This window comes from Ferrimonas gelatinilytica, from assembly GCF_039544205.1.
In the GTDB taxonomy this organism is placed as follows: Bacteria; Pseudomonadota; Gammaproteobacteria; order Enterobacterales; family Shewanellaceae; genus Ferrimonas; species Ferrimonas gelatinilytica.
Genome location: NZ_BAABLF010000019.1, coordinates 1 through 623 on the forward strand (window position 1 = coordinate 1; position 623 = coordinate 623).

The 623-nt window shown below is 56.3% G+C and carries 1 protein-coding gene; it reads left to right on the forward strand.

The annotated features are described in order from the left end of the window. Positions 1–623: EF-Tu C-terminal domain-related protein (locus ABD997_RS12085; protein ID WP_345317284.1), on the forward strand; the 623-nt coding region annotated here is incomplete at both ends.

The window sequence follows — 623 nt, forward strand, 5'->3', positions numbered from 1 at the left end:
ATCCAGGGTTCCGCTCTGAAAGCACTGGAAGGCGACGCCGAGTGGGAGAAGAAGATCCTGGAACTGGCTGAAGCTCTGGACACCTACATCCCTGAGCCGGAGCGTGCTGTAGACGGTGCCTTCCTGCTGCCGATCGAAGACGTATTCTCCATCCAGGGCCGTGGTACCGTAGTAACCGGTCGTGTAGAGCGTGGTATTGTCCGCGTTGGTGACGAAGTGGAAATCGTTGGTGTCAAAGAGACCACCAAGACCACTTGTACCGGTGTCGAGATGTTCCGCAAGCTGCTGGACGAAGGTCGTGCTGGTGAGAACTGTGGTGTTCTGCTGCGTGGTACCAAGCGTGAAGAAGTAGAGCGTGGTCAGGTCCTGGCCAAGCCGGGCTCCATCACTCCGCACACCAAGTTCACCTCTGAGGTATACGTACTGTCCAAAGAAGAAGGTGGTCGTCACACCCCGTTCTTCAAAGGCTACCGTCCTCAGTTCTACTTCCGTACTACCGACATCACTGGCACCATCGAGCTGCCGGAAGGTGTAGAGATGGTAATGCCGGGTGACAACATCCAGATGGAAGTTACCCTGATCGCGCCGATCGCGATGGAAGAAGGCCTGCGTTTCGCTATCCG